Below are 26664 nucleotides of genomic sequence, written 5' to 3'. Positions count from 1 at the left end.
GCACGGGGCCGTAATAAGGTAAGGTGGCGCGACACCACAGCAAGGAGCAATGCATGAGCCAGAAGACCATCCGCAGCCTGCATCCGGCCATCCGCGACGATATCGGCGACCTGATCACGCAGCGGCCCCTGCCGGGACCTGGCATAGAGCAGCTCGATCCTTTCCTGTTCCTGAATCACCACGGCCCGCAGACCTACCCGCAGGGCAACCGCGGCTTGCCGTTCGGCCCGCATCCACACCGCGGCTTCGAGACCGTCACCTTCATTATCGAGGGCATGCTGGCGCACCAGGACAGCGCCGGCCACGAAAGCGTGATCAAGGCTGGCGGCGTGCAGTGGATGACCGCCGGGCGCGGCATCATCCATGCCGAAGTCTCGCCGGCCGAGTTCCGCCAGCGCGGCGGCGCGCTGGAGATCCTGCAACTGTGGGTCAACCTGCCGGCGCGGCTGAAGATGACGCAACCGGCATACATCGGCTTGCAGCGCGGCGACATCCCTGCCCTGGCCGCCGCCGATGGCAAGGCCACCATCAACCTGGTGGCGGGCGAATGGGACGGCGCGCACGGTCCGGTGCGCTCGCTGACCGGCGTGTTCATGAGCACGATCGAGATGCAGCCGGGGGCGCGCCTGTCCCTGTCTGCGCCGATGGGCAACAATGTCTTCCTGTATGTGGTGCGCGGTTCGGTCGCGGTCGGGCCCGACACGGCCAGCGCCTTCCACCTGGCCGAGCTGTCCGAGCAAGGTGACGAAATCGTGCTCGAGACCAGCGACGGCGCCCTGCTGCTGTTCGGGCACGCCGAGCCGACCCGCGAGCCGGTGGTGTCGCATGGTCCGTTCGTGATGAACACCCGCGACGAGATCGCGCAGGCGATCAGCGATTACCAGGCGGGGCTGTTTGGCGCGCCCTTATAGAGCAGCGTCAATAGGCATGCCAGAACCAAGCTGAACTGGCGGGGTCACAGCTGAGTACGGTATTACGCCGGAGCCGCCGATGACCTTGCCAATAAAAAAGTTGTTGTGGATTGCACTCGACGGCCGCGTGGCTGGACCGCCCGACGCGCTTCACGGATGGACGGTATGCAGCGCGCGCACCCTCAAGGACGCGGAGCGGGCACTGCGTTCGAATGATTGCCGGGTCGGGCTCGTCTCGGGCATCGGCGCGGCCAGCGATGCCGCGGCGCTGGACCGCTTTCTCGGCCAGCACGGCAAGCTGGTGTGGCTGGTACTCGCCGCGCCAGCCGCGCTGAGCCAGCCGGCCTGGCGCGAACTGCTGCGCACGCACGCGCATGACTTCCATACCGAACCTGCCGATCCGCACCGCCTGGCTTACGGTCTCGGCCACGCGCACGGCATCGCCCTGCTCCATGGCCACGCCGATCCCGCGCCGCACGCCGCGCTCAACACCGGCCTGGCCGGCCGCAGCGCCGCCATGACGCGCCTGCGCGCCCAGGTCGCACGCCTGGGCAAGTCGGATGCGCCGGTGCTGATCTGGGGCGAAAGCGGCAGTGGAAAGGACGTCACGGCGCAGGCCATCCACGCGCACTCGCGCCGCGCCGCGGGGCCCTTCGTGCCGGTCAACTGCGGGGCGATGGCGCCCCAGCTGATCCAGGCCGAATTGTTCGGCCACGTGCGCGGCGCTTTTACCGGCGCCGAACGCGACAAGGCGGGCCTGATCGAATCGGCAGCCGGCGGCACCATCTTCCTCGACGAGATCGCCGACCTGCCGCGCGAGCTGCAGTCGAACCTGCTGCGCTTTCTGCAGGACAGCACGATTTACCGCGTCGGCTCCACCCGCAGCCTGAGCGTCGACACCCGCGTGATCGCGGCGTCGAACGTCAACCTGAAACAGGCTGTCGCCCAGGGACAGTTCCGCGAAGACCTGTACTACCGCCTCAACGTGCTGCCGGTATCGGTGCCGCCGCTGCGCGAACGGCGCGACGACCTGCCGCTGCTGGTCGATCATTTCTTCCGCCGCTATGCGGCCGACAAGCCGCGCCTGCTCAAAGGCTTCAGCGGCGCGGCCATGCGCGCCATCGTCAACCATGACTGGCCCGGCAATGTCCGCGAGCTGATCAACCGGATCCGGCGCGCGATGGTGTTGGCCGAGGGCCGCCAGATCACGCCCGCCGACCTCGACCTGGCCAGTGACGGCGCCGCCGCGGCGCCGGCCGGCGACGGGCTGGGCGAGCTGCGCTTCGCCGCCGAGCGCGCCGCCATCGGCGCCAGCCTGCAGCGGGCCGGCAGCAACATCACGCTGGCCGCGCGCGACCTCGGTGTCTCGCGCATGACGCTGTACCGCCTGATGTCGAAGCACGGCATCGCCGCCCCCAGGTAAGCGTCACGCTGCTGTGACGACGGGCGCCGCGCGCGGCCGAGTGGCTGTCGCCGGCCGCGTCGGGACGACTGTCACATCGCAGTGACACGGTTCGATACGGAAAATATGTGCAGCCAGCCCATGGCGCGAAGCGCAAACCAGACGCGCCGGAAATCCCGCTGTCACGCGGGTGAGACAGCTGCGCCGGCAATCGCACGGCGCGCGCTGGCGCCTGCGTCAGCGGTCCCTGCGGCCCGCCTTTGCATTCAATGACTTGGGTGCCACAGCGGCGCGCTGGCACCGAGCTTGCATTGCCAGTGCTGGCTGCACCGACATGCCGGACTCACATCACCGACATCAATCTTATTAAGGGGTCAACATGAAACGCACTCTCCTGGCTGCTGCCATCACGCTGGCTTTCAGCGCGCAGGCTTACGCCAACCCAAGCAACACCGCCACCAATCCGTCCGGAAGCACCGGCGGCGCGATCACCCAGACCGCCACTGCCGAAAGTGCCCAGAGCGGCGAAGGCGCGCAAGCGAATGAATACTCGAGCGCCATCCAGGCCAACGACAACAGCACCGATCAGAACAACAGCGTTGGCGAAGCCGTCGCTTCCGGCGCCGGCACGGCGGCGGCCAACAACGGCGCCACCGCGACCGCCACGATCACCGATTCATTCAACAGCGCCAGCGCGACCGCCACCAGCAGCCTGGGCGGCACGGTCAGCGGCAATACCATCAGCAACGTCGGCAACATCGCCAGCCATACCGGCAACAGCAGCGGCGGCGCCGCTACCGGCGGCACGGGCGCGGCCGGCACCGGCGGCGCGGCCAGCGGGGCTGGCGGCGCCGGCGCCGCTGCGGCCGGCGGTAGCGGCGGCGCCGGCGGGTTCGCCTCGGGCGCCACGAGCGGCGCCGGTGGCGCCGGCGGCGCTGGCGGAGCAGGCGGCGGCGGCGGCACGGCGACCAGCGGCATGGCCGGCAGCGGCGGCAGCGGCGGCAGCGGCGGCATGGCCATGGGCGGCACTGGCGGCTCCAGCGCGGCGCTGGGCGGCAACGGCGGCGCCGGTGGCCTTGCGCTGGGCGCGGTGGGCGGCACCGGCGGCTCTGCCACCGGCGGCAACGGCGGCGCCTCGGGCGACACCAGCGGCGGCACCGGCGGGTCGGGCGGCTCCGGCGGCATGGCGCTGGGCGGCACCGCGGTGTCGGGCAGCGCGACCCAGGGTGGCGACAGCACCCACCTCGGCAGCATGACGATGCCCTCGGCTGGCGCCGGCGGTGCCGGCGGCGCCGGCGGCGGCGCTGGTGCCGAGCCCGGTTCGGCTGGCGGCTACGGCGGCGCTGGCGGCGACGCCTCGGCTGACGCCAGCGGCGACCACAGCGGCACGGGCGGCGCGGCCAGCAGCACGGCGGGCGACGCCAGCGCCGGCGCCGTGACCGTTGAGCGTGGCGGCGAAGGCGGCGCCGGCGGCAGCGGGGCCAGCGGCGCCGGCGGCGCCGGTGCGGCCTTGAGCAGCGACGGCGGCGCGGCCGGCGACACCACCGCCGGCGGCGGCGAGGCGGGCGGCGCCGCCACCAGTTCGGGCGGCACCGGTGAATCCGGCATCGGCGGCGCTGGCGCCGCTGGCGCGGCCGGCGGCGACAGCGGCGCGGCAACCGGCGGCGCCGGGGCCAGCGGGGCTGCGGCCGGCAACGGCGCCGCCAGCGGCGAGGCATCCAACACCGGCGGCAGCGGCGCGGACGGCGGCAGCGCCACCGGCGGTGCGGGCGGCGAAGGCGGCGGCAACACCGCTGGCGCAGGCACCGGCGGCAGCGGTGCCGGCGGCACCGGCGGCAACGCCGGCACCACCACGGTCGATGCCGGCACCTTCAACATGTCGAGCACCATGACCAGCGTCGGCCAGTCGGCCGCCGGCATCATGGTGGTCAGCCAGAACAGCGGGTTCTCGTCGCTGGTGCAGCAAAGCGTCAACGTGCAGGCCAACGTCAACGTCGGCCGGTAAGCAGCGGCGCCGCATCCGCCACCACGGCTGCGGCGCTAGTTTGCGTGCCAGCGACGATCGTAGCAAACCAGGAGGACCTATGTACTTGAACCGCTGTATTGCGGCCGGCTTGACGGCCGCTGCGCTGGCGCTGCCGGCAACATCGCTGGCCGGCCAGCCCGACAACTGTTACCGGGGCAACGGCGCCTTGCCGCGCGCGCCAGCGACGAAGGCGCAGCCAGCCGACGCGTTCGGTCCGGCAGCCAGGGCGGCAACGCTGGACGACACCCGCGGCGGCGACGGCGGCACTGCCAGCGACACCAAGCTGAGCGGCACTGTGAGCGGCAACACCGCCACCAATGTCGCCACCGGGGCCAACATCATCCAGTCCGGCTCGTTCGCCAACGCATCAGGCGTGCCGATCGTTATCCAGAACACGGGCGCGAACGTGCTGATCCAGAACGCGACCGTCATCAACCTGCAGCTCAAATGAGGGCGCTGCGGCTTTGCGCAGGCGCCGCGCTGCTGTCGCTGGCAGCGCAGTACAGCGCCCACGCGCTCGACCTGGCGCTGCCCGGCGGCGCGCGCGTGCAGGTGCCGATTGCCGGCATCAAGCAGCTGCGCTTTTCGACCACCTTGCGCCAGCAGTTCGATTTCAGCTGCGGCTCGGCGGCGCTGGCAACCCTGCTGACGCACCACTACGGGCATCCGGTCACCGAACAGCTGGTGTTCGAACGCATGTTCATGCGCGGCGACCAGGCGCGCATCCGCAAGCAGGGCTTTTCGCTGCTCGACATGCAGCGCTTCCTTGCCGAACGCGGCTTTCGCGCGGACGGCTTCCAGTTGCCGCTGCAAAAGCTGATCGATGCCCAGCTGCCGGCCATCGTGCTGGTGTCGGACAAGGGCTACAACCACTTCGTCGTCATCAAGGGCATCAGCGGCGGCCGGGTGTTGGTTGGCGACCCGTCCAGCGGAGCGCGCGCTCTCAGCCAGGCCGCGTTCGAGGCGATCTGGAGCAACCGCCTGCTGTTCGTAATCCATGGCAGCACTGCGGCTCCCGCTTTCAACACCGTTGCCGACTGGCGCAGCGCGCCCGCCGCGCCGCTCGGCCAGGGCATCGACCGCAGTTCGCTGGCCGCCGTGACGATGCCGAAGCTTGGCCCCGGCGAATTCTGACAGGAGCTCCCATGCACATCCTCCGCGCCGCTTGCAGCTGCCTGGCACTGGCACTGCCGGCCTGGCCCGTTTTCGCCCAGCCGCCGCAACCGGGGCCAGGCGCCGGCTGGGTCCCGGTCGCCGAGGCCGTACTCGCGGCAGCGCGCGGCGGCTTTACGCTCGATACCGGCTTGCTGATGACACTCGGCATAGAACGCGAAATTTCCATCAACGGCGAGGTCGTATCGCGCACCAGCCTGCAGTTGACCGATATCAGCCGCCTCAGCGCGGAGCAGGCCCTCCAAACAAGCGAAGCCCTGTCCGCCGTCAAGCTGGTACAGAACGGGCATGACAACATTGTCGTCGATGCGCTGCCGGCGCAGGCGCTGGGCGGCACGGTCATTCAGAACAGCCTGAACGACCAGCTGATCCGGAGCCATACCGTGATACACGCCAGCGCCAACAGCATGGCGATGCTGAAAACATTGAACTTCCACGCCAGCCTGGGCGACGCCATCGCGCGCGCGGCTGGCCCGAATTGAACCGGAGAGAACATGCAAAAAAGCGGCAGCGGTTGGCAAGGCGCGGGCCTGGCGGCGGTATTCCTCAGCGCGCAGGCGCATGCCGGGCAAGCGCCGGCCGCGCCAACCGACCTGCAAGCGCAGCTGGCCGCGGTGATGCATGAACTGGCCGAACAGCGCCGCGAAATCGATGCGCTGCGGCGCGACCTGGCCGCACAGCGCGGTGTCCAGGCAGCGCCGCACGTGGCCGGGCCGGAACAGTTAGCCAGCACGCGCGGCACCGGCAACGCGCAGGCGCCACAGGCGGCGCCGCAAACAACGGCGCCAGCAGCCGCGCCACGTCCGCTGGTGGCCGCGGTCGGCAAGCCACCCGGGCGCGACAAGCGCCCGCCGCAGGTCGCACCCTTGTTCGAGCAACCCGGCGTGCTCACCCCGCGCGGCAAAGTCATCGTCGAACCCGGCTTCCAGTTCGGCTACGCATCGAGCAACCGGGTCGCGCTGGTCGGCTACACGGTCATCCCCGCGCTGCTGATCGGCCTGGTGGATGTCCGCGAAGTCAAACGCAACACCTCGACCGCATCGCTGACCGTGCGCACCGGCATCACCAACCGCCTGGAAGCCGAATTGCGCGCGCCTTATGTGTACCGGTCGGACTCCACCGTCAGCCGCGAGATCTTCACCGGCACCTCGGTCGAGCGCGTGTTCGACACCAGCGGCCGCGGCGCGGGCGACGCCGAAATCGCGGCGCGCTACCAGATCAACAACGGCGGCCCCGACCAGGCTTACTATGTTGGCGGCCTGCGCTTCAAGTCGCGCACCGGGCGCGACCCATTCGAGGTCGTCACCGATTGCACCAGGCGCTGCATCGGCGACAACGCCACCGGCACCGGCCTGCCGCTCGAACTGCCGACCGGCTCGGGCTTCTACTCGCTGCAGCCGTCCTTGACCTGGCTGTTCCCGTCCGACCCTGCCGTGTTCTTCGGCAGTGTCAGCTACCTGCACAATGTCAAGCGCAGCAAGGTCAGCCGGACCGTGCTGAATGGCGAGCAAGAGTTCCTCGGTGAAGTCAAACCGGGCGACATCTTCGGCTTTAATTTCGGCATGGGACTGGCGCTCAACGACAAGGCCTCGTTCAGCCTGGGCTACGACCACAACTCCATCGCCCGCACCCGCCAGGGCGGCGCGCCGGTGCCGGGATCGGTCCGTACACAGCTCGGTACGCTGCTTGTCGGCTACTCCTACCGGCTGTCGGACAAGCGCACCCTGAATGTCTCGCTCGGCGCCGGCCTGACCCGCGACACGCCAGACGTGTCGCTGTCGATCCGCATTCCGACTACCTACTGAGGGCTGCGCGCGGCCGAGCGGTACGCCGCCAAATCGCGGTTTTCCGCTACATTGGCGGTTCTCCCCCTCCCGTCGAGATCGCCATGCATCCTGTTCCCCTGGTCGAAACCACCCGCGGCTATGCTGCCAGCGGCAACGTGGCCGAGAACATCCACTATGGTTCGGTCGCGGTGGTCGACGTCAACGGCAGGCTGCTCTGGTCGGCCGGCGACCCGAACTTCATGACCTTCACCCGCTCGGCGCTCAAAGCATTCCAGGCCCTGCCCTTCATGTTGTCGGACGGTCCGGCCAGGTTCGGCCTGAGCCAGCCTGAACTGGCGCTGCTGTGCGCCAGCCACTCGGGGGAACCGATGCACCTGCGCGGCGTGCGCGCGATTCTCGCGAAGATCGGCCTCGATGAAAGCGATCTGGAGTGCGGCTGCGGCGTGCCGCTGTTCTACGACACGGTTGGCCAGCCGGTACCCGAGCAGGCGTGGACGCCGCTGCACCACAACTGCTCCGGCAAGCACGCGGGCTTCCTGGCATGGTGCCGCCTGCACGGAGAACCGACGGCGGGCTACGTCGCCTTCGGCCATCCGCTGCAGCAGGCGATCCGCGCCACGCTGGCTGCCCAGACCGGCGCCGCCGGCCTGCCTGCCGGCCTCGACGGTTGCTCGGCGCCGAACTACGCGATGCCGCTGTCGATGCTGGCGCACCTGTACGCGCGGCTCGGCCAGGGCGCGGCCGACCCGCGGCTGGGCAGCGCGATGGGCGACTTGTACGACGCCATGACCGGCCATCCGCAGATGGTGTCCGGCCACGCGCGCAGCGACCTGGCGTATACGATCGCAGGCGACGGCGACTGGGTGTGCAAGGTCGGCGCCGACGCGGTGCAAACGATCGGCATCCGCTCGGCCGGTATTGGCATTGCAGTCAAGATCGCCGACGGCGCCGCGCGCGCGCTGCACACGGCTACGGTCGGCGTGCTCGAGCAGATGGGGCTGCTCGATGCACGCAAACGCGCGATCCTCGAACCGTATCGCCAGCCTGTGATCAGGAATGTGCGCGATGCGGTGGTCGGCGACATCCGCCCGGTGTTCCGGCTTCAGTCGGCAAAGGCGTAGCTGGCATTGCGGCGCGGACGCAGCACCACGTCGGTGATGCGATCGCCGGACTTCTCGTCGAATGACAGGATGGTATCGATGCCGGGTGCAATGAAGACCTTGTGCCCGACCGGGACCAGCGCGGTGCGGTGCTGGCCGTCGATCTCCGCCACCAGGCGATTGCCCTGGACCGAGACACGCATGGATTTGCCGTTGTTCAGTGCATAGACGCCCTTGACGTCTTCCTCGGCCTCGCGGTCGAGATGGTAGCGCTTCAGGGGGACGCCTGAAATCTGAACTGCGGTGGCGGCTTCGCCGGTGTTGACTTCCTGCGCTGTGGCCTGCGAGAAGGTGGCGAAGGAAGCGGCGGCGGCAAGTGCGATGGCGTAAAGGGTGCGCATGATAGATTCCAATCCAATGTTTTTGTTCAAAACACACGCGGAACCGGAGTGGCGCCGCGCAGCTGGTGTTGCATCGGATCGCCATGTTTTTGGTTGATGTGCATGGCGACTGAAATCCAGTGTAGGCATGCGGCGCCGGTGTCGCCAGCGATTTGGGACTGAAGGCCTAAAGTGCGGGGCAGGCGGCAAAAAATCGCGGATGAACGGTAAAAATCCGCGCCCAAAGTGCTCAGGCAAGCACGTCGGTCGGCAGCACCAGGGTTTCCTTGATCTCTTCCATCACCACATAGCTCTTCGACTGCGCCGCGCCCGGCAGCTGCAGCAGCATGTCGCCCAGCAGCTTGCGGTATTCGGCCATCTCGTGGATGCGCGCCTTGATCAGGTAATCGAAATCGCCCGACACCAGGTGGCATTCCTGCACTTGCGGAATGCGCAGCACCTCGCGCCGGAACTGCTCGAATGCCGAGGCCGATTTCTGGTTCAGCGTAATTTCCACAAACACCAGCAGCTTGGCTCCCAGCGCGGCCGCGTCGACCTTGGCGTGATAGCCGCTGATGACGCCGTCACGCTCCATCCGCTTGACCCGTTCGATGCACGGCGTCACCGACAGCCCGACCCGCTCGCCCAGGTCCTTCATCGAGATTCGCCCTTCCTGCTGCAGGATTTTCAGGATGTGGCGGTCGAGCTTGTCGAGCATGCGACTCGATTGCTTTTGAATTCTCATGAATATCCGCTAAATATGCGCTGCAAAACGTGAACAAACACTAGTTACAAGCAAATACTATAGCGGCAATTCTGGAAAATCCATCTAAATCTACTAGCGGAGTCATTCATGCGCATCGTGATCCTTGGCAGCGGCGTCATCGGCGTGACCAGTGCCTATTATCTGGCCAAGGCCGGCCATGATGTCACCGTGATCGACCGCCAGCCTGGCCCTGCGCTGGAGACCAGTTTTGCCAACGCCGGCCAGATCTCGCCCGGCTACGCCTCGCCATGGGCAGCGCCCGGGATTCCGCTGAAAGCGATGAAATGGATGCTGCAGCGCCACGCGCCGCTGTCGATCACCCCGGACGGCACCACCTTCCAGCTGAAATGGATGTGGGAAATGCTGCGCAACTGCACCGCCGACCGCTACAGCGTGAACAAAGAACGCATGGTGCGCCTGGCCGAATACAGCCGCGACTGTTTCCGCGAATTGCGCGAGGAGGCCGGCATTCATTATGAAAGCCGCCAGCAAGGCACGATGCAGCTGTTCCGCACCCAGCAGCAATTCGACAGCGCCGCCAAGGACATCGACGTACTGAAGGACTCCGGCGTGCCGTTCGAGCTGCTTACGCGCGACCAGCTGGGCCAGGGTGAACCGGCGCTGGCCAATGCCGGCGCCAAGCTGGTCGGCGCACTGCGCCTGCCGAACGACGAGACCGGCGACTGCCAGCTGTTTACCACGCGCCTGGCCGCGATGGCCGAAGCGCTGGGCGTCAAGTTCCGCTACAACACCCCGATCGACCGCCTGGCCATCTCGGGCAACGCGATTGCCGGCGTCCATTGCGGCGACGAGCTGGTGCAGGCCGACAGCTACGTGGTGGCCCTCGGCGCCTACTCGACCGCGCTGCTCAAGCCGATCGTCGACATTCCCGTGTATCCGCTGAAGGGCTACTCGATCACGGTGCCGATCGTCGACGCCGCGCGCGCCCCGGTGTCGACCATTCTCGACGAAACCTACAAGATCGCGGTGACCCGCTTCGAAGACCGTATCCGGGTCGGCGGCATGGCCGAAATCGCCGGCTTCGACCTGCGCCTGAACCCGCGCCGCCGCGAAACCCTGGAGATGGTCGTCAACGACCTGTTCCCGGGCGCCGGCGACACCAGCAAGGCGACATTCTGGACCGGCCTGCGTCCGATGACGCCGGACGGCACGCCGGTGGTGGGACGTACCGCGATGAAGAACCTGTTCATCAACACGGGACACGGCACGCTGGGCTGGACGATGTCGTGTGGCTCGGCGCAGTTGCTGGCCGACCTGATGTCGGCCAAGCGCCCGGCGATTCCGTTCGAAGACCTCGGTGCCGGGCGCTACAGCAGCGGTGGGCGCAGCGCACGGCTCGACCTGGCCAGCGCGTAAGGAAGCAAGCTCAACCGGCGGATAAGGCCACGGGCCGCAGCCGCCCGATTTGTCGCTGAAATTTTCGAAAGGAAATGGACGCCGCGTGTTCAAAAACCCATGCTAGGATTTCCGTTCGACGAAGTCAGCGACGGACGCGGAACACGCATGAACAGCCAGCAACAACCGGACCAGCAACTGGTGGCCAGGGTGCAGCGAGGCGATTGCCGCGCCTTCGACCAGCTGGCGGCGCGCTACCGCGGCCGGCTGCTGCGCCTGATCCTGCGCATCGTCCACGATCCCGCGGACGCCGAGGATGTGCTGCAGGACACGCTGGTGCGGGCCTATCGCGCGATCAATGCCTTCCGCGGCGACGCCGCCTTCTACACCTGGCTGTTCCGCATCGGCGTCAATACCGCCACCGCCTTCGTTACCGGCCGCTATCACCGGATCGATTCCCGCACCGACAGCGCCACCCCCGCCAACGCGGCCGACCTGGCCGAAGAGACCGATTCGATTACCCCCGAAGACATTCTGCTGGGCAAGCAGATGGCCGAGATGGTCGACCGCGCCGTCGCCAGCCTCGCGCCGGAACACAGCGCGGCCATCACGATGCACGAAGTCGACGGCCTCACCTACCAGGAAATCGCCGACGCCATGCTGTGCCCCATCGGCACCGTGCGTAGCCGGATCGCCAACGCCCGCCTCGTCATCGCCACCCGTCTGGCGCCGCTCAGCCGCGCTTCCTGAGCGCCGGGAGGCCGCAAGTTACCTTATATTGCCGGAACATGCGCGCGAGAACGCAGAGATTCCCGCGATAAATGTTTCGATGCATAAATGAAAACTTTGAGAAAACGCTCACATGTTACGATTGTTACATCTGTCTTTTGTAACGGTGCTGTGAGCCATGAGCGATACCTTTTATACCCTTGAACTCGACAAGCCCGATGGCCGCCGCCTCACCGCCTACAGCCGCACCGAGATCGCCCCTATCGCCAGTGCGCCAAGCCCATTTGCCGAGCCGGCCAACGCCAATCCGCACCTGCGCTGGCACCCGCTGCGCGGCGAATGGATCACCTACGCCGCGTTCCGCCAGAACCGCACCTTCCAGCCGCCGCCGCAGTACAACCCGCTGGCGGTCACCACCGATCCGGCCGCCCCAACCGAACTGCCGCCTGGTAATTACGAGATCGCGGTGTTCGACAACCGCTTCCCCTCACTGGCCCTCGACGCCCATACGCCGCCCGAGCTGACGGTGGAAACCGCGCCCGGCACCGGCAAGTGCGAAGTGGTGGTGTTCACGCAAGACCCGACTTCCGCCCTCGGCGCGCTCAGCCTCGGCCGGATCGCGCTGCTGTTCCAGGTCTGGGCCGACCGCACCGAACGCCTCGCCAGCACCGGCAAGATCAAATACGTGCTGCCATTCGAGAACCGCGGTGTCGAGGTGGGCGTCACGCTGCACCACCCGCACGGCCAGATCTACGCTTACCCTTTCATTCCGCCGGTTCCGGCGCGCATGCTCTCGCAAGAGCGCGACTACTTCGACAAGCACGGCCGCGCGATGCTGCCCGACCTGGTGGAAAGCGAAATCGCCGCTGGCGTGCGCATCATTTACCAGGGTCCGCACGCGGTAGCGTTCGTACCGGCCTGCGCGCGCTATCCCTACGAGGTCTGGGTCACGCCGATCGCGCACACGCCCGACTTCGCCTCGCTCGACGACGACCAGCGCGCCGACCTGGCGCTCGCGCTCAAGACCGTGCTGGCAAAGTACGAAGGCCTGTGGCAGCGGCCCTTCCCCTACCTGATGGCGTGGTACCAGGCGCCGACCGACGGCCGCCCGCACCCTTACACCCAGTTGCACGCGCAGTTTTCGCCTCCTTACCGCACCCGCGACCGCCTCAAGTATCTGGCTGGTACCGAACTGGGCGCGGGCATGTTCGCGATGGATGCGCTGCCCGAGGAAAAAGCCGCCGAGCTGCAGGCAGTCGACGTTACGGTAAAGGACTGACATGGCCAAGCCCGCGTCTCATAGCGACGAACACCAGCGCGAAGCCGGCATGGACGCCGCGACCTTCTTCGGCGCCCAGCCATTTACCGTGCAAAGCGCGCCCGGCCGGGTCAACTTGCTGGGCGAGCACACCGACTATAACGACGGCTTCATGCTGCCGGTCGCCACCCCGCAAAGCACCACCGTCAGCGTAGCGCTCAACAATAATCCCGAGTTCGAAATCTACTCGGCGACCCTGGGCAGCGCGGTCGCCTTCGGCCAGGACGACAAAGCGCCGGAGGGCTTCGCCCAATACATCGAAGGCTGCATCCGGCTGCTGCAGCAGCGCGCCATCGAGATCCCGCCGCTGCGCATGCACGTGACCTCCAACGTGCCGCTGGGCAGCGGCCTGTCCAGCAGCGCCGCACTCGAAGTGGCCACCTTGCGCGCCATGCGCGCCCTGCTCGGCTTTGAGCTCGACGACCGCTCGCTGGCGCTGATCGCGCAGCAATCCGAAATCCAGTACGCCGGCGTCAACTGCGGCATCATGGACCAGATGGCGTCCAGCCTTGCCGACAGCGAACACATGCTGTTCCTCGACGCCCGCACGCTTGCGACGCGGCTGTTGCCGATCCCGGCCGACAGCGAACTGATCGTCATCGACTCGGGCATGCCGCGCACCCTCGCCGCCAGCGCCTACAACGTGCGCCGCGCCGAATGCGAGGCCGCCGCCAGGGAACTGGGCGTGCAGGCATTGCGCGACGTGGCCGCGGTGGACGACGTCGAGCGCCTGGCGCCGCCGCTGCGCGAGCGCGCCCGCCACGTGGTCAGCGAAAACCTGCGCGTGCTGGAAGCGGCCGAGGGCGTCGACGCCGCGCGCTTTGGCGAGCTGATGAACGCCTCGCATGCCAGCCTGCGCGACGATTACGAAGTATCGATCCCCGAGCTCGACGAACTGTGCGACCTGCTGCGCGCAGCCAACGGCGTGCATGGCGCGCGCCTGACCGGCGCCGGGTTCGGCGGCGCGGTGGTGGCGCTGTGCCGCACCGGCGCCGCCGCTGCGGCTGGCGCCGCGGTCGTCGAGCGCTTCAATGCCGGCGCCAGTGGCCGCTCGGCGGCCCTGCTGCTGCCAATCACAACCGACACGAGGACTCAATGAGCGATTTTATGTATCCGCGACCGCAGCTGGTCCGTGACAACTGGACGTCCCTCAACGGCACCTGGAGTTTCGCGTTCGACGACGAGCACCGCTACCACCTGCCGACCGACGAGATCGAGTGGAGCCATCAGATCACCGTGCCGTTCGCCCCTGAAGCCAAAGCCAGCGGCATCGGCGACACCGGCTTCCACAAGGTATGCTGGTACCGCCGCGAATTCGATCCGGGCGTCGGCGAAGGCCGCGTCAAGCTGCATTTCGGCGCCGTCGACTACATGGCGCGCGTATGGGTCAACGATGTGCTGGTGGCCGAACACGAAGGCGGCCACACGCCATTTACCGCCGACATCACCGCCGCCTTGCGCGGCGATGGCGGCGCACAGGTGCTGACGGTGCAGGTCATGGATGACCCGGCCGACCTGGCCAAGCCGCGCGGCAAGCAGGACTGGCTGCTCGAACCGCACTCGATCTGGTACCCGCGCACCACCGGCATCTGGCAGACCGTGTGGCTGGAACGGGTCGCCGACACCTACATCCGTTCGCTGCGCTGGACGCCGTACTTCGACGGCTTTGAAATCGGCTGCGAAATCCTGGCCGCCGGCGACCTCGAAGAAGACCTGATGGTCGAAGTCAAGATCTGGCACGGCGAGGTGCTGCTGGCCGACGATATCTACAAGCTGGTCGGCCAGGAAGCGAACCGCAAGATCGCGCTGTCGGATCCCGGCATCGATGATTCGCGCAACGACATGCTGTGGAGTCCCGAGCGCCCGACGCTGCTCGATGCCGAAGTCACCCTGCGCTACCGCGGCCAGCTGCTCGACACGGTGCGCTCGTACACCGCGCTGCGCTCGGTCAACATCAACCGCGACCGCTTCATGCTCAATGGCCGCCCCTACCCGCTGCGCCTGGTCCTCGACCAGGGTTACTGGCCCGACACCCTGATGACCGCGCCGAGCGACGAGGCGCTCAAGCGCGACGTCGAACTGGCCAAGGCCATGGGTTTCAACGGCGTGCGCAAGCACCAGAAAATCGAAGACCCGCGCTATCTGTACTGGGCCGACAAGCTGGGCCTGCTGGTATGGGAAGAAATGCCCTCGGCCTACCGCTTCAGCCCGCGCTCGATCACCCGCATCGTGCGCGAATGGACCGAAGCGATCGAACGCGACTACAGCCATCCGTGCATCATCGTCTGGGTGCCGTTCAACGAATCGTGGGGCGTGCCGAACCTGACCTCGACCCAGGCCCACCGCAACGCGGTCGAGGCGCTGTACCACCTGACCCGCACGCTCGACGCGACCCGCCCCGTCATCGGCAACGATGGCTGGGAGGCATCGGCCACCGACATCCTCGGCATCCACGACTACGAGTGCGATCCGGAGAAGCTGCGCGCCAAGTATGAAGTGGCCGATCCGGTACGCACGCTGTTCGACCAGCGCCGCCCGGGCGGCCGCATCCTGACCCTGGATGGCTTCCCGCACAGGGGCCAGCCGATCGTGCTCACCGAGTTCGGCGGCATCGCCTTCGACAAGTCGAAGGCCAGGGAAACCGGCACCTGGGGTTATTCCCGTGCCCACACGGAAGAGGAATTTTCCGCGCTGTACAGCAGCTTGCTGAAGGTCGTCAACGAGACCTTCATGTTCAGCGGCTTTTGCTATACCCAATTCGCCGACACGTTCCAGGAAGCCAATGGCTTGCTGTATGCAGACCGCACCCCAAAGATCCCGATAGAACAGATCAGTGCGGCAACGCGAGGTACCCGAATCGATGTCACCCGTATCTAACTAAAACGCCCGCACCGGGCCCGAAAGGAAGTTCATGCCTACAATTATCGTTTTCTGCCACTTGCGCTGGGACTTCGTCTTCCAGCGCCCTCAGCACCTGCTGACGCGCCTGGCGAAGCACTACAACATCATCATGGTCGAGGAGCCAATCCACCATGACGGCGTCAACTTCCTCAAGAAAACCGAGGTCGCCCCCAACGTCACCGTCTGCCAGCCGCACACCAACATCGCGGTATGGGGCTTCCACGACGACCAGATTCCGTCGCTTAAGCCATTGCTGGCCGACCTGGTGCCCGACGGCGAACAGCCGATCGTCTGGTTCTACACGCCGATGGCACTGCCGCTGCTGCAAGACCTCGACCCATCGCTGGTCGTCTACGACTGCATGGATGAACTGGCCGCTTTCAAGAATTCGCCGAAGCAGCTGCTGCAGCGCGAAAGCGCCCTGCTCGGCCTGGCCGACATCGTTTTCACCGGCGGGCCAAGCCTGTACGAAGCCAAGCGCGAGCGCCACGACAACGCCCACTGCTTCTCGAGCAGCGTCGACGCCGCCCACTTCCGCAAATCGCTCGACCGCAGCATCGCGCACGCGTCGCATGACGGCATTCCGCATCCGCGGCTCGGTTTCTACGGCGTGATCGACGAACGTTTCGACATCGACCTGCTGACCGCGCTGGCCGACGCACGTCCGGAATACCACATCGTACTGGTCGGACCGGTCGTCAAGATCGACCCGGCGTCGCTGCCGCAGCGCCCCAACATCCACTACATGGGCCAGCAGTCGTACGACGCGCTGCCGACCTTCCTCGCTGCGTGGGATGTCTGCCTGCTGCCGTTCGCGCTGAACGACTCGACCAAGTTCATCAGCCCGACCAAGGTGCTTGAATACATGGCGGCAGAACTGCCATGCGTGTCGACGCCGATCACCGATGTCAAGGTGCCGTACGGCCACGTCGTCGCGATCGCCGAAACCCACGACGAATTCATCGCCGCCTGCGACGCCGCCGTCAACATGACGGCCGAACAGAAAGCCACGATGGTCGATGCGATGCGCGCCGTGGTTGCCGGTACCTCGTGGGACGTGACCGTCGAGCGCATGAAGGCGCTAATCGACGCCGAGCCGCGCGGACCGAAAGCGGCGTCGTCGCCCTTGTTGTCGCCCCAGGATCACAAGCAGGACAAGGGAGTTGCTTCAGCGGCTCCCCTCAAGGCCCACGTGGCCTGAAGCCGGACAGGCTAGCCAACAGAACTTCGCGCTACCGGCCCTGCCTGTAGCGCGATTTTTTTTGGCGATGTCACTGGTCAGTGTGCAATTCACGCCGACCGGGCACAGCGTGTCGTTGCCGCAAGAACGAGAACAGTGGCGATCGTTCTCGCGCATGTGTAGGCGTACATCCCGGCTCGGTCCTATCCCTTGTCGTGCGTACGTCCACGCACATACCAACATTGACCGCGCTGACAACATACCAACACTGCAACTAACCACATACACAGGGGAAACCACATGAAGACGGAAAAAAATGACGCGATTGCGCTGCTGATCGAAGACCACAAGAAGGTCAAGGACCTGTTCGAGAAATTCGACAAATTGAGCGACCGTTCCAAGGTTAACAAGAAGAAGATCGCCGATCAGATCTGCCTTGAGCTGACCGTGCACGCCCAGGTCGAGGAAGAGATCTTTTACCCGGCGGTGCGCGCACCGATCAAGGACGAGGACTTGATGGACGAGGCGGTTGTTGAGCATGCCAGCGCCAAGGAGTTGATCGCGCAGATCAGCGAAATGGACCCGGGCGACGACCTGTACGATGCCAAGGTGAAGGTGCTGTCCGAGCAGATCGAGCACCACGTCGAGGAAGAAGAAGGCGAGATGTTCCCGAAAGTGCGCAAAACCAAGGTCGACCTCGTTGCATTGGGTGAAGAGATGGCAGCGCGCAAGGAAGAATTGATGGCCAGCGCCGCTTAATCGGCGGCAAGGTCGTTCCCGCCTCAAGCGGGAACGACGGGCTTCAATGCTGTGCCCAAAATTCTTTCCGCAACAAGACCCTTCTCGTACAAATTACCGATATCTCTGCCGCTTGCCAATACCGCATCATCGCAGCGACATAATCGGGTGTAACTCCACGCGCAAGCGTGCATCAGTCCAATTTGCTTATCCAACCATCGGTGCGTCCACAAAGGGCCGCGCATCGAGCGGCATGTCGATCGAGAACGTCGTACCGCCTTCGGAGGTGCTCGACACCAGCACGCTGCCGCCATGACTCTCCGCGACCTGGCGAACGAACGGCAGTCCGACACCCCAGCCGATACTTTCGCTGCGCGCCGCTTCCGCCCGGTGATACATCTGGAACAGGCTCTCGGTATCCTCGATCGGGATCGGCTTGCCCTCGTTATGCAGCGACACCTTGATCCGGCTCGCTGTCTTCTCGACCCATAGCTGGACCAGCGCGGCGGGCTCGCCATGCTTGATCGCATTGCTCACCAGGTTTTCCAGCGCGCGCTGCATCGATCCGCGGCACCAGTGGCCCACGGCCGCGACCGCCTCGAGGCGGATATCGATGCCGTGGAAGGTGGCGGCATGCTCGACCGTCTCGGTGGCGAGGGCCGCCATGTCGAACTGCTCTATGCGCAGCGGCAATCCTTCGCCGCCGACGAACAGCAGGTTGTCGAGCAATTCGCGCGCCATGGTTTCAATGCGTGCCGTGTTCTGCAAAACGCGGCGGGCCAGGCCCTGGGCTTGCGGCAGCGTCGCCGCGCGCAGGATCAGTTCCGCGGCGAGATGGGCGTTGGCCAGCGGCGTGCGCAGGTCATGCACCATCGCGGCGGCGAACTGCTCGCGCAGCGCGGCCTGCACGCCGGCGAAGGCGTTGGCGCTGTCGCGTATCGCGCTGTCGATGCTGACGTGGATGGCATTGCTTTGCACCGGCGTCAGCTGGACGTCCTGGTCATGCAGCGCCTGGAAAAACACGCGCCGGAAAATCTGCAGTTCATGGATCAGCGTGGTCGTGTCGTAGCGCGTCAGGCGCGCCCGCTCGCCACCATGCTCTGCGGCGACCACCGCGATATCGACTTCGCCGCGGCCATGAAACGCGGGCGTCAGCAGCAAGGCCAGGCTGTCGTGAAACGACGGCATCGTGTTCTCGAGGATCGGCGGTTCCAGCTCATCGGCCCTGCCGAGTTCGAACTGGACATTGGACTTCCAGGCGTCGACAACCTTCGGCCGCAGCGCAAGCACGGCCCGTGTCAGGTCCGATAGTTGTTCCGGATCCGCGTTCGCGAGACCGATGATTTTGTCAGTCAATTGAGCTTCCGTTCGGTCGTTGGGCAGTGCCCGCAGCCGGGGAAATCGGCGAGATTTTTTGATGCCGAAATTATAGTCCAACGCCACATTCCGCAATGTTCGCTTGAATAAAGAAAAGCCCGGCTGCGTCTGCTGCCGGGCTTGTCGTTACTGGTCTGGGGCGGCCGGTGGGCCGCCACGCTAGTTGATGTTGGCGCGCGCTGGCCGGACGTTCATGCGGAACTTGCGGCGGCGGTCGCCCATCAGGTCCTGCAGGTCGTTGACGCTCATGCCGGTCAGTTCGCGCAGGCGCATCAGCAGATAGCCGCCCAGCGGAAGTTTATTGCTGCGCACCTTTTCGATAATCGGGGCCTCAACCTTCAGCGCGCGGGCAACGGCAGCGTCGTTTTTCAATGCAAGCCGTGCAGTGACCGCATCAATCAGATTGTTCGGGTCGTATTTTTTCTGGTTTGTGTTCAGGTCGGTCATGTGCTTTTCTTGAGTCGCTTCGGGTTACTCGAATGACGATATTGTCGCATTCCGCCGGGTCCGCACGCGTAGGAAAACGCCTCGTGTCAGGGTCGGATAACAGAGCAGTTCTAGCGCGCGGACTGGCGCTGCGGAGGTAAGCCATAATGTGCATTCCTATCCACTTTGCGCACGAAGGTGTATGCCGTTCCTGATCTTGACCCGCAGCGGTTTTGACGACCTCGCCGCCAGCATCGACGCTGGCGCCGTGGGGTTCCACATCAACCCGGGCGTCGCCTCGGATGACGAGCTCGCGCGGCTGCGCTCGGCTGGCGCGCGCGTCCATGTCCTGGCGGCGCTGGTGGATCCCACCGACACTGGCGCCGTCGAAGGCGCGCTGCGCACCGCCGCACGCGACGGCGAGCCGGTTTGGCTGGAACGCGGCAGCGCCCCGGCGCCGCCCGCGGCGCCGGCCATCGAACGCGCGCCTGCGACGCCGGCGGCCGCCGAAGAGCACCAGGCGCTGCATCACCGCCTCGCGCGAACCGCCGGCGTGGTGGCGCGCGCGGCGTTGCGCACGCTCACCGACCCCGGTGGCAGGCAACCGATGATCGTGCCTTACATTGGCTTCGGCAATCCCGGCAAACTGTGGGTAAAGGGCCGCGTGCTGGACGAATCGATCTTCCGCGAACAGCATGGCGACGACAGCCGCTGGCGCAATTTCGTCGCACTGTACCAGCGGCTGGAATCCGACGAGGTCGCAGGCGCGCGCGTGCGCGCGCACTTCCAGGGACAGGCCTACGACACCGTCTCGGACCGCGGCGGCTATTTTTCGTTCGAGATCGCGCCGCAGCAAGCGCTACCGGGCGGGTCCCATACGGTCGAACTGGAGCTGCCCGACACCCGCGGCCCGGCACGGGCGAGCGCGGACGTGATCGTCGCACCGGCGAGCGCGCGTTTCGGGATCATCAGCGATATCGACGACACCGTGTTGTGGACCAACGTCACCAACAAACTCAACATGGCCTTGATGCTGGCGCGCTCGAACGCCCATACGCGCAAGCCCTTCAAGGGCGTGGCCGCGTTCTATCGCGCGCTCAAGCGCGGCGCCAGCGGCAATGAAGACAACCCGGTGTTTTATGTGTCGAGCAGTCCCTGGCACCTGTTCGGCCCGCTGGTGGAATTTCTGCGCGTGCAGGGCATTCCGCTCGGCCCGCTGCTGCTGCGCGAACTGGGCATGCGCCAGGTCTTCAAGCTGACCAGCCACGGCAACCACAAGCTGGAAAAAATCGAGCTAATCCTCAGCTACTACCCCGACATGCAGTTTGTGCTGATCGGCGACAGCGGCGAACAAGACCCGGAGATTTACGCCGAGGTCGTGCGGCGCCACCCGAAGCAGGTCAAGGTGATTTATATCCGCAACGTCAATCCCGATCCGGCGCGCATCGATGCGCTCGACAAGCTGATCGAAGAAGTCAGCGCCACCGGCACCCAGCTGATTCTGGCGCCCGACAGCGTGTTCGCCGCGTCGCATGCGGCGGCCGATGGCCTGATCAATGTAGACCGGCTGGCCTCGGTTCGCTCCGACAAGAAGGAAGACGATAGCGTGCTGCCCGGCGTCTGACCGGGCAGCACGGCGTTACGGGTAGCTGACCGGACGCCCCGGAATATCCGGCATCGGAATGAATTCGGTTTCGCCAGGCACTTTCGGGAAGGTCTGCGCGATCCAGTCCTGCTTGGCCTGCTCGATGCGGTCTGCCGAACTGGAGACGAAATTCCAGCTCAGGAAGCGCGGGCCATCCATCGGCTCGCCGCCCAGCAGCATCAGGCGCGCGGCGCCGGTGCCGCCTGCGCCAAGCGTGACGACCGCGCCAGGCTTGAGCACCACCAGCTGGCCGCGCTCGAACAGTCCGTCGCGGCCGAGGTCCAGCACGCCTTCCAGCACGTACACCGCCTGCTCCGCGTAGTCCGCCGGCATGGTCAGGCGCGCGCCAGGCTGCAGCTGCAGGTCGACGTAGAACATGGGCGAGGCCACCGGCACCGGCGAAGCCTGGCCGAAGAAGCTGCCCGAAATGATGCGCGCGGTGGCGCCATCGCCTTCGATGACGGGCAGTTGCGACGCGTCCAGGTGCAGGAACGACGGATCGACTTCCTCATGGCTTTTCGGCAGCGCCACCCAGCACTGCAGGCCAAACAGCGGCGTCGGATGGATGCGCTGCTCGGCGGCGGTACGCTCGGAGTGCACGATGCCCTTGCCGGCCGTCATCCAGTTGACTTCGCCCGGACGGATCGACTGGTTGGTGCCGAGGCTGTCGCGGTGCTGGATCTCGCCTTGCAGCAGATACGTCACGGTCGCCAGGCCGATGTGCGGATGCGGGCGGACGTCGAGTCCGTCGCCGGCGTTGAAGGTATGCGGCCCCATCTCGTCGAAGAAGACGAACGGGCCGACCATGCGGCGGTCGCGGTTGGGCAAGGCGCGGCGCACATTGAAGCCGCCGCCGAGATCGTGGGTGCGTGGAACAACGAGAGTGGCAACTGCGGTGTCAAGTTCTGGGTTCATGTCAGGCTACCTCGGTAAGAATCTGCATCTGGCCCGTCAGCGTTTTATGGACGGGGCATTTGTTGGCAATGTCGGTCAGGCGTTGCGCTTCTTCGGCACTCAGCGCGCCGATGTAGCGGATGGTCCGGCGCAGCACGTAGGCCGCGCCTTCCTGGCCATGCTTGACCGCTACGGCGATGTCGTCGAGCGCCCAGCCCTTGCGCCTGGCGTACATGGTCACGGTGAGCGCGGTGCATGCAGCCAGGGCCGCGGCCAGCAGGTCGTGCGGCTCCGGTCCGCTCGCTTCGCCGCCCGACTCGACCGCCGCGTCGGTCAGCACCCGGTGCGGTCCGATCTCGATTACCTGCTGCAGCTTGCCTTCGCCGCGATGGGTGCGCACTTCCATGACATCTCCTTGTTGTCGTGAAAACGGGGCGTTGCCGCCCCGTCAAATCATACCGTGTTGCTTCAGGCCGCGCTGCGGCCGAGCGAACTGAAGCCGCTGGCGCGCTCCGCCGCACGCAGGCGCTCGGCGCCGACCACCATCAGCAGGCCGCCAAACACCGCGACGTTCTTCAGGAAGTGCGTCAGCTGGCCCTGGAAACCGGCCGCGTCAGCGCTCCAGAAAGCGTGGAAGAGTGCGGTCACCGGCACCAGGAACAGCGCCAGCGCTGCGGCGGCAATCCCGGCCTGGAATCCGGTGATCAACAGCAGGCCGCCAACGAGCTCCAGCAGGATCGTCGCTGCCAGCAGCACCTCGGCCATCGGCAGGCCCGAACTCGCCATCCAGCCGGCGACGTAGGAAAAGCCGAGGATCTTGTTGACGCCGGAGACGGCGAACAGGACGCCGATCAAGGCGCGGCCAATCGGGTAAAACTTGTTCGTTGCGTTGTTCATGATAATCCTTGTCTGGTTACTGTGATTAATACGGCAGGTCGAAAACGAGCACTTCAGAATCGTTGGCATCGGTCAGGCTGATGCCCGCTTCCTTCTCGACATGCACCGCGTCGCCGCCCGAGACGGCAATGCCATTGACCTTGACGCTGCCGCGGATCACGTGGACATACAGCTGGCGTCCCGGCGCAATCGCGTGTTCGACCGCCCCGGCGCCGTCGAGAATGGCGGCATAGATCGAGGCCTCCTGGCGCAGCGATACCGAACCCTCGCGGCCATCGGGCGAGGCGATCAGGCGCAGCTTGCCCTGCTTTGATGCGGCATCGAAATGCTTCTCTTCGTACCCTGGCGCGTCGTTGGCGGTGTTCGGGATGATCCAGATCTGCAGGAAGTGCACCTGCTCGGTCTTGGAGTGGTTGAACTCGCTGTGCACGACGCCCGAACCTGCGCTCATCCGCTGCACGTCGCCGTAGCGTAGTACCGAACCGTTGCCCATGCTGTCCTTGTGTTCCAGTGCGCCGTCGAGCACGTAAGAAATGATTTCCATGTTCTTGTGTCCGTGCGATTCGAAACCGCGGCCAGCCTGCACATGGTCTTCATTGATCACGCGCAGCGGGCCAACGCCCATGTGCGCCGCGTCCTGATAGCTGCCGAACGAAAACGTGTGCTGCGAATTGAGCCATCCAAAATTGGCACCACCGCGTTCGTTGCTTTTGCGTACTTTCAACATGTTGTCGTCCTCTTCAAGTTAGGTTCAAACTGATCGAACATTTCTGGCGCCGGCGTTTCAGACTCGCCACACCTGTTCCCAGTCCATGAATCGTATTATGGCCGCACTCCGGAAAATCAAAAAGCGAGTTATTTGCCACGTCATGTTCGATTCCATCGATGATATGATTCCAGCTCCGCAGCCCTCGAAACCACTCATCCCATGCTCAAAATTAGCCTCGATGCGCTCGTTACCGTCGATACCATCGCCCGCCGCGGCTCCTTCGCCGCCGCCGCCAAGGAGCTGTTCCGGGTGCCGTCGACGATTTCGTACACCGTCTCCAAGCTGGAAGAAGACCTGGGCGTGCCCTTGTTCGAGCGCTTCGGGCCGAAAGTCACGCTCACGCCCGCCGGCGCCGAGTTGCTGAAGGAAGGCCGCCACCTGCTGAAGGCGGCGGGCGACCTGGAACGGCGCGTGCGGCGCGTCGCGTCGGGCTGGGAGACCGAGTTCACCATCGCCATCGACTCGGTGCTGTCGCCTGCCGGGCTGATCGACGACATCAGCGCCTTCTACGACGTGGCCGACCAGACCCGCGTACGGCTGATCAAGGAAGAATTGTCAGGAACCTGGGAAGCGCTGCTCGACCGCCGCGCCGACTTGCTGGTGGGCGCGGCGGGCGCCGGGCCGTCGGGCGGCGGCTATACCGCCGAACCGATCGGCACCGCGTCCTTCGTGTTCGTGGTCGCGCCGGCCCATCCGCTGGCGGCGGTCGAGCGTGCGCTGACCAAGGCGGACCTGGCGCAATACCGGGCCGTCGCCGTGTCGGATTCGGCGCGCCAACTGCAGGCCCGTACAGTCGGCTTGCTGTTCGGGCAAGACACCCTGTCGGTGCCGGACATGCAGACCAAGTACCAGTACCAGTTGGCCGGGCTGGGGTTTGGGTTCTTGCCCGAGCCGTTTGTCCGCGGCGACCTGGCGAACGGCTTGCTCGTCGAGAAGCAAGTTGAGGAGTCACGCAGCGCCGAGACCCTGTATCTGGCCTGGCGCAGCGGCGAGGAAGGCGCGGCGCTGAAATGGTGGCGCGACAGGCTGCGCGGATCGCCGCCGCTGGACCGGATGTGGCCGCGCTAGCGTGTTCGATTTGCGGCGATGCGCCGCTTTCCCCGTCCCACTGATGAGCGTGCCGCATACGCCATTTTTGCACCATCGAAACACCCGCGTTTTCCGTCCAATCCCGCCCTCCATGCATGAATGCGGTTCATGAGACTATGCGCCGTACCGGACAAGACATTTGTAAAAATTGACATAGAATGTTATTCGGGCAGCGACGCCATCAGCCAAGAGGATGCGAACAAACATGGACGATATCAGTGACATCAAACTAACCCGGCGCGACCTGCTGATTGCAGGCGCGCTTTCCGTCTCGGCGGCCGCAGTGCCATCGGTCGCCAGTGCCGAGCAAGCACCTCCCGGCGCCGCCGCGCCGCCAGTGCCCGGCAAAGTGTCGCTGACCGTCAACGGCAAGGTGCACCAGCTGGAGCTCGACACGCGTACCTCGCTGCTCGACGCCCTGCGCGAAAACCTGCAGATGACCGGCACCAAGAAAGGCTGCGACCACGGCCAGTGCGGCGCCTGCACCGTCATCGTCGATGGCCGCCGCATCAATTCCTGCCTGACGCTGGCGGTGATGCACGATGGCGCAAACGTCACCACCATCGAAGGCCTCGGCAGCAAGGACAACCTGCATCCGATGCAGGCGGCCTTCATCAAGCATGACGGATTCCAGTGCGGCTATTGCACCCCGGGCCAGATCTGCTCCGCCGTGTCGGTGCTGAGCGAAATCAAGCAAGGCATTCCAAGCCACGTCAGCGCCGACCTGAACGTGCGCCCGATGCTGTCCGCCGAAGAAATTCGCGAGCGCATGAGCGGCAACATCTGCCGCTGCGGCGCCTACTCGAACATCGTGGACGCGATCACCGAAGTGGCCGGGAGGACAGCATGAGGGCCTTCACTTACCAGCGCGCCACCTCGCCCGCGGAGGCAGCCGCCGCGGCAGCGCGCACGCCAGGGGCCAGGTTCATCGCCGGCGGCACCAACCTGCTCGACCTGATGAAGCTCGAGATTGAAACACCGGGCCACCTGATCGACGTCAATGGCCTCGGCCTCGACAAGATCGAAGCGACGCCAGAAGGCGGCTTGCGCGTCGGCGCCCTGGTGCGCAATACCGACCTCGCCGCCGACGCCCGCGTGCGCCGCGACTACGCCGTGCTGTCGCGCGCCTTGCTGGCCGGCGCGTCGCCCCAGCTGCGCAATGTCGCCACCACCGCGGGCAACCTGCTGCAGCGGACGCGCTGCCCGTATTTCTACGACACCAACCAGCCATGCAACAAGCGCCAGCCCGGCAGCGGTTGCTCAGCGATTGGCGGATTCAGCCGCACGCTGGCCATCGTCGGCAGCAGCAACGCCTGCATCGCGACCCACCCGAGCGACATGGCGGTGGCGATGCGCCTGCTCGACGCCGAAGTCGAAACGATCCGGCCAAATGGCGCCACGCGCGTGATCCCGATCGCCGACTTCCACCGTTTGCCGGGAAACACCCCGCACATCGACAGCATGCTCGAACCTGGCGAACTGATCACCAGCGTGAAGCTGCCCCGGCCGCTTGGCGGCACGCACATCTACCGCAAGGTGCGCGACCGCTCGTCGTACGCGTTTGCACTGGTGTCGGTGGCAGCCGTGATCCAGCCGGACGGCTCCGGCCGCGTTGCACTCGGCGGCGTCGCACACAAGCCGTGGCGCGTCGAAGCGGCCGAGCAGAACATGGCGAAGGGCTCCAAAGCCGTCGCCGATCAATTGCTCGCCGGCGCCAAGCCAACCCACGACAACGCGTACAAGGTCCCCCTGGTCCAGCGCACCCTCGCCGCAGTGATGGCGCAAGCGAAGAAAGGCTGA

Annotated in this window: 27 protein-coding genes; 19 read left to right on the top strand and 8 right to left on the bottom strand. The window is 65.9% G+C overall.

Features of this window, described 5'->3' with window-relative positions; all coding sequences use genetic code 11:
- The first annotated feature begins 53 nt into the window (after window positions 1-53).
- The 8 genes from I4X03_RS05155 (at window position 54) to I4X03_RS05120 (ending at window position 8420) form a co-directional block, all read left to right on the top strand.
- Complete coding sequence (locus I4X03_RS05155; RefSeq protein ID WP_223466701.1) at window positions 54-911, top strand: pirin family protein; 858 nt, start codon at window positions 54-56, stop codon at window positions 909-911.
- Window positions 912-990: 79 nt separating this feature from the next.
- Window positions 991-2334, top strand: a complete 1344-nt coding sequence (locus tag I4X03_RS05150; protein ID WP_223466700.1) for a sigma-54 dependent transcriptional regulator — start codon at window positions 991-993, stop codon at window positions 2332-2334.
- A gap of 358 nt (window positions 2335-2692) precedes the next feature.
- A complete protein-coding gene (locus I4X03_RS05145; protein WP_223466698.1) occupies window positions 2693-4318 on the top strand; it encodes a hypothetical protein in 1626 nt (541 codons plus the stop codon).
- A gap of 79 nt (window positions 4319-4397) precedes the next feature.
- A complete protein-coding gene (locus I4X03_RS05140) occupies window positions 4398-4790 on the top strand; it encodes a hypothetical protein (protein ID WP_223466696.1) in 393 nt (130 codons plus the stop codon).
- Window positions 4787-5473 carry a C39 family peptidase gene (locus I4X03_RS05135; protein WP_223466694.1) on the top strand — a complete coding sequence of 229 codons (687 nt, stop codon included), beginning with the start codon at window positions 4787-4789 and terminating at the stop codon, window positions 5471-5473. Before I4X03_RS05140 ends, I4X03_RS05135 begins: the two co-directional genes overlap by 4 nt.
- Window positions 5474-5484: 11 nt before the next feature.
- The gene (locus I4X03_RS05130) at window positions 5485-5994 is read left to right on the top strand and encodes a hypothetical protein (protein WP_223466692.1); all 510 of its coding nucleotides are present in this window, start codon (window positions 5485-5487) and stop codon (window positions 5992-5994) included.
- A 12-nt stretch (window positions 5995-6006) separates the two neighbouring features.
- Complete coding sequence (locus I4X03_RS05125) at window positions 6007-7317, top strand: acetate kinase (protein WP_223466690.1); 1311 nt, start codon at window positions 6007-6009, stop codon at window positions 7315-7317.
- Window positions 7318-7400: 83 nt separating this feature from the next.
- Window positions 7401-8420 (top strand): asparaginase, encoded by a 1020-nt coding sequence (locus I4X03_RS05120; RefSeq protein WP_223466688.1) that lies wholly within the window; start codon window positions 7401-7403, stop codon window positions 8418-8420.
- On the opposite strand, the gene I4X03_RS05115 is transcribed toward I4X03_RS05120, so the two are convergent.
- Both I4X03_RS05115 and I4X03_RS05110 read right to left on the bottom strand, forming a co-directional pair.
- Window positions 8402-8800, bottom strand: coding sequence for a hypothetical protein (locus I4X03_RS05115; RefSeq protein ID WP_223466686.1), 399 nt, complete (start codon window positions 8798-8800; stop codon window positions 8402-8404). The two genes, I4X03_RS05120 and I4X03_RS05115, sit on opposite strands and share 19 nt — an antisense overlap.
- A gap of 229 nt (window positions 8801-9029) precedes the next feature.
- Window positions 9030-9524 (bottom strand): Lrp/AsnC ligand binding domain-containing protein, encoded by a 495-nt coding sequence (locus tag I4X03_RS05110; protein WP_223466684.1) that lies wholly within the window; start codon window positions 9522-9524, stop codon window positions 9030-9032.
- A gap of 108 nt (window positions 9525-9632) precedes the next feature.
- Between I4X03_RS05110 and I4X03_RS05105 the strand changes: the two genes are divergently transcribed.
- The 7 genes from I4X03_RS05105 to I4X03_RS05075 all read left to right on the top strand — a co-directional run bounded on the left by I4X03_RS05105 (window position 9633) and on the right by I4X03_RS05075 (window position 17788).
- Window positions 9633-10922, top strand: coding sequence for a D-amino acid dehydrogenase (locus I4X03_RS05105; protein WP_223466677.1), 1290 nt, complete (start codon window positions 9633-9635; stop codon window positions 10920-10922).
- 147 nt (window positions 10923-11069) lie between these two features.
- Window positions 11070-11651, top strand: a complete 582-nt coding sequence (locus I4X03_RS05100; RefSeq protein WP_223466675.1) for a sigma-70 family RNA polymerase sigma factor — start codon at window positions 11070-11072, stop codon at window positions 11649-11651.
- Between the two features lie 157 nt (window positions 11652-11808).
- Entirely contained in the window at window positions 11809-12909 is a 1101-nt protein-coding gene (galT, locus tag I4X03_RS05095; protein ID WP_223466673.1) for a galactose-1-phosphate uridylyltransferase, read from the top strand.
- A 1-nt stretch (window position 12910) separates the two neighbouring features.
- Window positions 12911-14047, top strand: a complete 1137-nt coding sequence (galK, locus tag I4X03_RS05090) for a galactokinase (RefSeq protein WP_223466671.1) — start codon at window positions 12911-12913, stop codon at window positions 14045-14047.
- The gene (locus I4X03_RS05085) at window positions 14044-15825 is read left to right on the top strand and encodes a glycoside hydrolase family 2 protein (RefSeq protein WP_223466669.1); all 1782 of its coding nucleotides are present in this window, start codon (window positions 14044-14046) and stop codon (window positions 15823-15825) included. Before galK ends, I4X03_RS05085 begins: the two co-directional genes overlap by 4 nt.
- A gap of 34 nt (window positions 15826-15859) precedes the next feature.
- Complete coding sequence (locus I4X03_RS05080) at window positions 15860-17050, top strand: glycosyltransferase (protein WP_223466668.1); 1191 nt, start codon at window positions 15860-15862, stop codon at window positions 17048-17050.
- A gap of 279 nt (window positions 17051-17329) precedes the next feature.
- Entirely contained in the window at window positions 17330-17788 is a 459-nt protein-coding gene (locus I4X03_RS05075; RefSeq protein ID WP_223466667.1) for a hemerythrin domain-containing protein, read from the top strand.
- A 186-nt stretch (window positions 17789-17974) separates the two neighbouring features.
- Here the strand turns inward: I4X03_RS05075 and I4X03_RS05070 are convergent, their stop codons facing one another.
- Together I4X03_RS05070 and I4X03_RS05065 are read right to left on the bottom strand one after the other, a co-directional pair.
- Window positions 17975-19123: a sensor histidine kinase gene (locus I4X03_RS05070; RefSeq protein ID WP_223466666.1), complete on the bottom strand. Its 1149-nt coding sequence runs from the start codon at window positions 19121-19123 to the stop codon at window positions 17975-17977.
- A 180-nt stretch (window positions 19124-19303) separates the two neighbouring features.
- The gene (locus tag I4X03_RS05065) at window positions 19304-19591 is read right to left on the bottom strand and encodes a hypothetical protein (RefSeq protein ID WP_223466665.1); all 288 of its coding nucleotides are present in this window, start codon (window positions 19589-19591) and stop codon (window positions 19304-19306) included.
- Window positions 19592-19772: 181 nt separating this feature from the next.
- Between I4X03_RS05065 and I4X03_RS05060 the strand changes: the two genes are divergently transcribed.
- Window positions 19773-21194 (top strand): App1 family protein phosphatidate phosphatase, encoded by a 1422-nt coding sequence (locus I4X03_RS05060; protein WP_223466664.1) that lies wholly within the window; start codon window positions 19773-19775, stop codon window positions 21192-21194.
- A 15-nt stretch (window positions 21195-21209) separates the two neighbouring features.
- Here the strand turns inward: I4X03_RS05060 and I4X03_RS05055 are convergent, their stop codons facing one another.
- The 4 genes from I4X03_RS05055 to I4X03_RS05040 all read right to left on the bottom strand — a co-directional run bounded on the left by I4X03_RS05055 (window position 21210) and on the right by I4X03_RS05040 (window position 23733).
- The gene (locus tag I4X03_RS05055; protein ID WP_223466663.1) at window positions 21210-22130 is read right to left on the bottom strand and encodes a pirin family protein; all 921 of its coding nucleotides are present in this window, start codon (window positions 22128-22130) and stop codon (window positions 21210-21212) included.
- A 1-nt stretch (window position 22131) separates the two neighbouring features.
- On the bottom strand, window positions 22132-22515 hold the full coding sequence (locus I4X03_RS05050; protein WP_223466662.1) for an OsmC family protein: 384 nt from the start codon (window positions 22513-22515) through the stop codon (window positions 22132-22134).
- Between the two features lie 62 nt (window positions 22516-22577).
- A complete protein-coding gene (locus I4X03_RS05045) occupies window positions 22578-23006 on the bottom strand; it encodes a DoxX family protein (RefSeq protein ID WP_223466654.1) in 429 nt (142 codons plus the stop codon).
- Window positions 23007-23031: 25 nt separating this feature from the next.
- Complete coding sequence (locus I4X03_RS05040; protein ID WP_223466652.1) at window positions 23032-23733, bottom strand: pirin family protein; 702 nt, start codon at window positions 23731-23733, stop codon at window positions 23032-23034.
- A 201-nt stretch (window positions 23734-23934) separates the two neighbouring features.
- On the opposite strand from I4X03_RS05040, the gene I4X03_RS05035 reads away from it, so the two are divergent.
- The 3 genes from I4X03_RS05035 to I4X03_RS05025 all read left to right on the top strand — a co-directional run bounded on the left by I4X03_RS05035 (window position 23935) and on the right by I4X03_RS05025 (window position 26664).
- Window positions 23935-24843, top strand: coding sequence for a LysR substrate-binding domain-containing protein (locus I4X03_RS05035; protein WP_223466650.1), 909 nt, complete (start codon window positions 23935-23937; stop codon window positions 24841-24843).
- 226 nt (window positions 24844-25069) lie between these two features.
- A complete protein-coding gene (paoA, locus tag I4X03_RS05030) occupies window positions 25070-25714 on the top strand; it encodes an aldehyde dehydrogenase iron-sulfur subunit PaoA (protein ID WP_223466648.1) in 645 nt (214 codons plus the stop codon).
- Entirely contained in the window at window positions 25711-26664 is a 954-nt protein-coding gene (locus tag I4X03_RS05025) for an FAD binding domain-containing protein (RefSeq protein WP_223466647.1), read from the top strand. The genes paoA and I4X03_RS05025 overlap by 4 nt, the downstream gene beginning before the upstream one ends.

Origin of the sequence: Massilia soli (genome assembly GCF_016809835.1) — a bacterium.
Classification (GTDB): domain Bacteria; phylum Pseudomonadota; class Gammaproteobacteria; order Burkholderiales; family Burkholderiaceae_D; genus Telluria_A; species Telluria_A soli.
This window is presented reverse-complemented; position numbering and strand designations above follow the sequence as displayed.

What these genes read in the sequence shown, in the direction of transcription:
- I4X03_RS05155 (WP_223466701.1), top strand. Translation starts at nt 54, where the DNA reads ATGAGCCAGAAGACCATCCGCAGCCTGCATCCGGCCATCCGCGACGAT.
- I4X03_RS05150 (WP_223466700.1), top strand. Translation starts at nt 991, where the DNA reads ATGACCTTGCCAATAAAAAAGTTGTTGTGGATTGCACTCGACGGCCGC.
- I4X03_RS05145 (WP_223466698.1), top strand. Translation starts at nt 2,693, where the DNA reads ATGAAACGCACTCTCCTGGCTGCTGCCATCACGCTGGCTTTCAGCGCG.
- I4X03_RS05140 (WP_223466696.1), top strand. Translation starts at nt 4,398, where the DNA reads ATGTACTTGAACCGCTGTATTGCGGCCGGCTTGACGGCCGCTGCGCTG.
- I4X03_RS05135 (WP_223466694.1), top strand. Translation starts at nt 4,787, where the DNA reads ATGAGGGCGCTGCGGCTTTGCGCAGGCGCCGCGCTGCTGTCGCTGGCA.
- I4X03_RS05130 (WP_223466692.1), top strand. Translation starts at nt 5,485, where the DNA reads ATGCACATCCTCCGCGCCGCTTGCAGCTGCCTGGCACTGGCACTGCCG.
- I4X03_RS05125 (WP_223466690.1), top strand. Translation starts at nt 6,007, where the DNA reads ATGCAAAAAAGCGGCAGCGGTTGGCAAGGCGCGGGCCTGGCGGCGGTA.
- I4X03_RS05120 (WP_223466688.1), top strand. Translation starts at nt 7,401, where the DNA reads ATGCATCCTGTTCCCCTGGTCGAAACCACCCGCGGCTATGCTGCCAGC.
- I4X03_RS05115 (WP_223466686.1), bottom strand. Translation starts at nt 8,800, where the DNA reads ATGCGCACCCTTTACGCCATCGCACTTGCCGCCGCCGCTTCCTTCGCC.
- I4X03_RS05110 (WP_223466684.1), bottom strand. Translation starts at nt 9,524, where the DNA reads ATGAGAATTCAAAAGCAATCGAGTCGCATGCTCGACAAGCTCGACCGC.
- I4X03_RS05105 (WP_223466677.1), top strand. Translation starts at nt 9,633, where the DNA reads ATGCGCATCGTGATCCTTGGCAGCGGCGTCATCGGCGTGACCAGTGCC.
- I4X03_RS05100 (WP_223466675.1), top strand. Translation starts at nt 11,070, where the DNA reads ATGAACAGCCAGCAACAACCGGACCAGCAACTGGTGGCCAGGGTGCAG.
- galT (WP_223466673.1), top strand. Translation starts at nt 11,809, where the DNA reads ATGAGCGATACCTTTTATACCCTTGAACTCGACAAGCCCGATGGCCGC.
- galK (WP_223466671.1), top strand. Translation starts at nt 12,911, where the DNA reads ATGGCCAAGCCCGCGTCTCATAGCGACGAACACCAGCGCGAAGCCGGC.
- I4X03_RS05085 (WP_223466669.1), top strand. Translation starts at nt 14,044, where the DNA reads ATGAGCGATTTTATGTATCCGCGACCGCAGCTGGTCCGTGACAACTGG.
- I4X03_RS05080 (WP_223466668.1), top strand. Translation starts at nt 15,860, where the DNA reads ATGCCTACAATTATCGTTTTCTGCCACTTGCGCTGGGACTTCGTCTTC.
- I4X03_RS05075 (WP_223466667.1), top strand. Translation starts at nt 17,330, where the DNA reads ATGAAGACGGAAAAAAATGACGCGATTGCGCTGCTGATCGAAGACCAC.
- I4X03_RS05065 (WP_223466665.1), bottom strand. Translation starts at nt 19,591, where the DNA reads ATGACCGACCTGAACACAAACCAGAAAAAATACGACCCGAACAATCTG.
- I4X03_RS05060 (WP_223466664.1), top strand. Translation starts at nt 19,773, where the DNA reads ATGCCGTTCCTGATCTTGACCCGCAGCGGTTTTGACGACCTCGCCGCC.
- I4X03_RS05055 (WP_223466663.1), bottom strand. Translation starts at nt 22,130, where the DNA reads ATGAACCCAGAACTTGACACCGCAGTTGCCACTCTCGTTGTTCCACGC.
- I4X03_RS05050 (WP_223466662.1), bottom strand. Translation starts at nt 22,515, where the DNA reads ATGGAAGTGCGCACCCATCGCGGCGAAGGCAAGCTGCAGCAGGTAATC.
- I4X03_RS05045 (WP_223466654.1), bottom strand. Translation starts at nt 23,006, where the DNA reads ATGAACAACGCAACGAACAAGTTTTACCCGATTGGCCGCGCCTTGATC.
- I4X03_RS05040 (WP_223466652.1), bottom strand. Translation starts at nt 23,733, where the DNA reads ATGTTGAAAGTACGCAAAAGCAACGAACGCGGTGGTGCCAATTTTGGA.
- I4X03_RS05035 (WP_223466650.1), top strand. Translation starts at nt 23,935, where the DNA reads ATGCTCAAAATTAGCCTCGATGCGCTCGTTACCGTCGATACCATCGCC.
- paoA (WP_223466648.1), top strand. Translation starts at nt 25,070, where the DNA reads ATGGACGATATCAGTGACATCAAACTAACCCGGCGCGACCTGCTGATT.
- I4X03_RS05025 (WP_223466647.1), top strand. Translation starts at nt 25,711, where the DNA reads ATGAGGGCCTTCACTTACCAGCGCGCCACCTCGCCCGCGGAGGCAGCC.